The 4,951-nt window shown below is 44.2% G+C and carries 3 protein-coding genes and 1 pseudogene; all 4 read right to left on the bottom strand.

What is annotated here, in order from left to right; all coding sequences use genetic code 11:
• Window positions 1-92: 92 nt before the first annotated feature.
• The 4 genes and pseudogenes from PI95_RS34520 to PI95_RS34505 all read right to left on the bottom strand — a co-directional run bounded on the left by PI95_RS34520 (window position 93) and on the right by PI95_RS34505 (window position 4,429).
• The gene (locus tag PI95_RS34520) at window positions 93-440 is read right to left on the bottom strand and encodes a hypothetical protein (protein ID WP_039744364.1); all 348 of its coding nucleotides are present in this window, start codon (window positions 438-440) and stop codon (window positions 93-95) included.
• Window positions 433-579: a hypothetical protein gene (locus PI95_RS34515; protein WP_163519466.1), complete on the bottom strand. Its 147-nt coding sequence runs from the start codon at window positions 577-579 to the stop codon at window positions 433-435. Before PI95_RS34515 ends, PI95_RS34520 begins: the two co-directional genes overlap by 8 nt.
• 136 nt (window positions 580-715) lie before the next feature.
• A pseudogene (locus tag PI95_RS34510) lies at window positions 716-3,472 on the bottom strand (putative type IV secretion/conjugal transfer ATPase).
• A gap of 357 nt (window positions 3,473-3,829) precedes the next feature.
• Entirely contained in the window at window positions 3,830-4,429 is a 600-nt protein-coding gene (locus PI95_RS34505; protein ID WP_039744362.1) for a hypothetical protein, read from the bottom strand.
• Window positions 4,430-4,951 lie beyond the last annotated feature (522 nt).

Below are 4,951 nucleotides of genomic sequence, written 5' to 3'. Positions count from 1 at the left end.
GTTCCAATGCCAAGCTCAAGCTATGTTTTATTAGGCTAATGCTCAAACGCCTAGCTGTCGGAGCTACCACCTGAAAAGATCTCAAATAGGTTCTATAAAGTAGGGCTAGCGTTAAGCAATTGCACTGAGTTTCTCCATCTGGAGGAAGATGGTGTTTTAATTAATCCATGCTTCCGCCATTCATTTTCTAGGCGATCGCGCATTTCTCTTGGAGTACCCACATACAGCGCCACGTTGTTGCGTGTCACTTTTAACATTTGCTTTTTAGCTATGATCGCTGCTTTTTGCTTCTCCTTACCACTTCCCCAATAGCTGGTAGCAATCTTGCCTTTCTTAGCGCTACCTGCACTCCAAAGTTGCAGAACTGCGACTACGACCAAACAACCCAAGAGTATTAGCCCGGATTGTGATTTCAGTAAACTCCCAAGTTGTTCACCCACCCGTGCAGTCGGAGATTGCGATGGGGTTATCACCTTGGAAGGGAAGGGTCGTAGCAAGAGTAGAAGTGTTTGCAATTGTTAGGAGTGCGATCGTCATAGCTGTACCAAATACAACTTTTTTCAAGTAACGTGCTTTCATAAATCCTCTAAAATTTAGGTTGAGTGCAAACTTTTAGGACTTACGCACTCGCAACAAAAAACAAGGCGAGTACGATTGCTTCCCTCCGGTTGCAATGACGATAGCAGCGTTATTGTTGCGTAAGTCCTAATTTTTATTACAGTGATTCCACTAACTGTTTAGAAAACTCAGTGAGTGCTACAAACTTGTCAGCATGACGAGCGAGTGCTGCTGTTCTTTGGGCTTGCTCGTCGGGATTATTTGCCACTGCTGCTAGTAAATTTATGGCTGGGTAGTAACGACAAAATGTAAACACCCCAGCATCATCCAGTAGCCATTGCGAATAAATCCCAGATTTCTTGGGAAAGAAACTTTCAGTAGCATTGCGTCCAATAATCTCTGGCGGGTACTTGAGAATTGAAACGAAACTATCTACCGCTGTTGGTTGAATCCGACCAATCAGGCGAGTGGTTAAGTTCTGAAAAATCTTGGCACCAGCTGGAGATTTGGCAATCGTGTCAGGGTCTTGAGCCGATAAAATAACCCGAATCCCAGCCTTAGCACCGTTAGCACACAAGCGTCCCACAAGGGCAGCGATTGAGTCGTATTCAAACAAAATCGGACTTTCATCGATAAAAAACACACTCGCAGGAGCTGCCAATGCCCGACGCAACGCTGCTGAGTAAGCACTTAAACTGAGAATGGCTGCATCTTCATCGTTGGACAAGTTACGCAGCGCAAAGACGAGTAACCTAGCATCACTGTTAAATGTACTCGGTTGAGAGATTGCCTTACCCACCCGACTACTAAGCCAAAAGCGCAAGCGCAATTTTACTTGCTCTAGCCCAGCTTTGGTATCTCCGCTCATTGCGTCCAAGCGCAGTCGTTCGTGAGAGCAAAAGCTCAAGAAGTCAACTAGAGTCGGCATTGCTTGCCATTCAGGGGAACCAAAGCCCGAAGTGAATGCAACCGCATAGCGATCGCGGATTTGGTCGTCACTGAAAAAGGCAGTAATAGCCAGTGCTAAAATTGACCGCACTGTATCGGTCATTACTAACGAAGCTGCGCCACTTTCGGAGCGCTTTGTTCCTACAATCATTGCCAGCAGCGCCGTTGCTAAGAAATCTTTGTAGTCTTCAAACCGCTCTTGCTGCAATTTAGGTTCAAGCGATTCTCCTCCGGAGACGCTTCGCGAACGCAAATTGGGCAGCTCGAACAAATTTGAACTTTCCCGCCCGATGTCGAAGTACGCCCCATCTTTCCCCATAAAATGGGTGTAATCGGTAAACGTGCTACTACCATCTGGTTTGGGATAATCCATCGCTACAACGGGCATTCCATGAGCTAAAGCTTGGGTGAGAATCCCTGCTGCTAGTACTGATTTACCACTTTGGGTTGTGCCGAATAATCCCAGATTCTTGTGCTGGGTATAAAGATTGAGGAAAGTGGGCGTTCCGCCTTCTTCAGAAATTAATTCAAATCCTGTATTATCTCCGGCTTTTGTTCGCACAAGGGGCATCAATCCAGGGACTTCACCACTGAGGTAAACCAACCGTCGATTGAAGGGAACGGTCATTAGGCGCTCCCAGGTAATCGGGAAGGTCTGCAACCAAAGTCGCCAGGGATATTCAGTTTCGCGCACTACCCAAGCTGGGCGTAAAAACATTGATTGCAGATATCGACGCGCCTCATCCAGCTTTTCTCTTGTAGGGCGATGCACTAAAAACACTACAGCAGTGTGGATGGGAACGGCTCCCTCATATAGTTCCTCTTGGACAGCGATTGACTTTTTGATGTTGAGCAGCGATTTAACATCAACCGAGTTTTTCTCACTTGCTATCTGAGCGGTGGTATTCGATTGTTTGGTAAGACGCTGCATATTAGTTTTGACTAACGTCTCGTTCGCTCGCATTAGTTGGCAGTAAACTTCAGTGTCGTACACCCGTTCCCGTGAAACTACCTCCCACAAATAACGCAGCTGACGCTCCTTGTCCGTCCACCCACCAGGCTTATCAACGAAGGTGAGTGCGCCAATATATTTTCCTTTGAGGTGTACCCAACGCCGATCGGCAACGGGAATTGATGACTCACTCTCCATTAATAAAGAGGTGGAATGGACTTGGGAGTACACTTCTTCTCTCAGCCCGTCTTCATCCAAAACTAGCAGTTGGGGGATGTCTCGTGGTGGGGTGTCGTTAAACCGCTGCCAGAGAACTGCCCAAAGTTCCTCTGCATTTAGAGGGCGAATATCTAAGCCCATTTTATTGGCGAGTAATTGTTCCCATAGCTGATAGCCATCAGTAAAGGATGTGTACAGTAGACGCTCAATCCGAATAAATTGCATCTCGTTGATTTCACCTGTAAATGACTTCCAGGAACGTTCCAAACGGGACAGCAACTTCTCAATTGCATCGGTTGTGCCTGCCATATCTGGTTCAACCGTATATGTGCAGTACAATCTCAAAGTTTTTGGTTTACGGACTCCAGTTTTAGTTAATTGGTGGACGCGCGATCGCTCTCCCATGAGCAGATACTGTAATTCTTGGTTGGGAGCAGTTGCAGATAAATTGCGTAGTGACTGTTGTCTTTTTTCATCTGAAGTAAAAGAGCCAAGATGAATTGTTAAACGTTCTCCTTCGGGTAAATCTTTTAGACCTGATTCAATCGCATCAAACACTGGCTCAATTTCTTCTGTTCGCAATGTGGCATGAATGCCTTTGCATTCAAACCCAAAGTGAATCATGAAGTTATTTAATCCCTGACGCAGCAGATAAGCGCCGACTTGTTTGCCTTAGAGATTAATTTGCAACATCGACACCAAGGAAAAGGCATCTTCTAGAGGTGAATAGCGAACTTTTGTTGCTCCGTTATCAACGATTGCTTTACCAACTTTTGTTTTTACTTTAGGAGTCAAATTATCACCTCCTTGTTCTTTTAACTTTTTTGACTTTCTTCGGGGTGCTGTAATTATTCAGTTGCAACATTCTTTGATATGGTACGCGCACCCTTGTCCAGTTGGGAGTCAGTACAAACTTAGCTAAGAATCGCCAAGCTCTTGACCCTGTAAGCACCCACCAAGTAGATATTCCCCAGGCAGCCACAGCGCATGTCCAAATCCAATTCAATTTCAACATCCCGTGACATAAGTAATAAGAGATGCCACAAATAACTGCCCAAGGAATAAGTTGATCTGCTGGAAAGGGACCGATATTCGGTTACTTTCCCAGAGTCGCATTTACAGTGCGGAATTTAGATTTATTCGGCTCCATGCCTAGCCACCAGCAACGCCAGTACCACCGCCACCGACAATCAAACTTGCTAGAATATCGCCCATTGTTACTGCAATTAGAATAATCATCGGTGTCCGGGCTAAATTCTGCCAATCCTCATCTTGGCGGGCTGCTTGGATGACCTTGACTAAGGAAATTCCTAAGTAAAGTAAGAACAAGCCTTGTAGCACGTTAAAGACTAAAGGAATCGCCTCACCTGCACCTGTAAACTGCCCGGTCATCCAAGTTTCTGCACCTTGGAAGAACTGAGCATTAGCTGGAGTGGATAGCGCATCTAATAGGAATAAAGCACCCACCAGTGTAAATAAAACAGTGGCAATTTTATAACGGCGGTTGAATCGAGTCAGCCAATTGAAAAAAGGATTTAGTTCGTGTCGCCAGACAATTGCAGCAGTGACAAAAACTGCGCTACCGAAAGTTGTAAAACTGACTAAACTTGCAGTCATAATCATGTCCAATAACATGGCTACAGTCGCCACAATCATCAATGGATAAATGGTGATTGATTGAGATGAGGGATTATGCGGCGAGCGCCTAAGTGAAAAACCAGTTTTTTCTGTTTTAAACGTTCTTGATGACATCGTGAAAATACCTTTTATGCAAAAGAAACCAGATAGCAAAGTTCTCTATATCTGTGTTAACCCTTTGTCACCAGAACCCCCATCAAACCATTGTTAGAGGTTTGTTACTGACTTCCAGCCATTAATTTTAGGTGATTGTTAAAAAAATATTAAAGTTGTTTTGATAAAAAACAGCACTCTCAAGGCTAAATAGCAGTTTAACTATACGTATCCGTAATAAAACATTAATATATATATTTATTAATACTAAAAAATTGTTAGATTAGTAAATTTACTGAAAATTTTTGCATTCTATCAAAAGATAGAAAATACAAGTTAAACTCAGGAGCAATCATTGTTTCTGACAAAAGATGTCTTTGAGGTGTAATTAAGGATAAGTGGGATGAAAGCGCATGATACGTGGCGACGACCAACGAGCCTACGCACCCTTGGAATGAACGTGGACAAAAATGGACAGCCTTCATCTGAGGGTATCGTTGGGCCCATGCGGATCTTTAAAAAAAGGCTGTCCATTTTTGTCTA

Source organism: Hassallia byssoidea VB512170 (assembly GCF_000817785.2).
In the GTDB taxonomy this organism is placed as follows: domain Bacteria; phylum Cyanobacteriota; class Cyanobacteriia; order Cyanobacteriales; family Nostocaceae; genus Hassallia; species Hassallia carrinoi.
The sequence above is the reverse complement of the archived record's forward strand: the minus strand, read 5'-3'. Positions and strand labels throughout refer to the sequence as shown.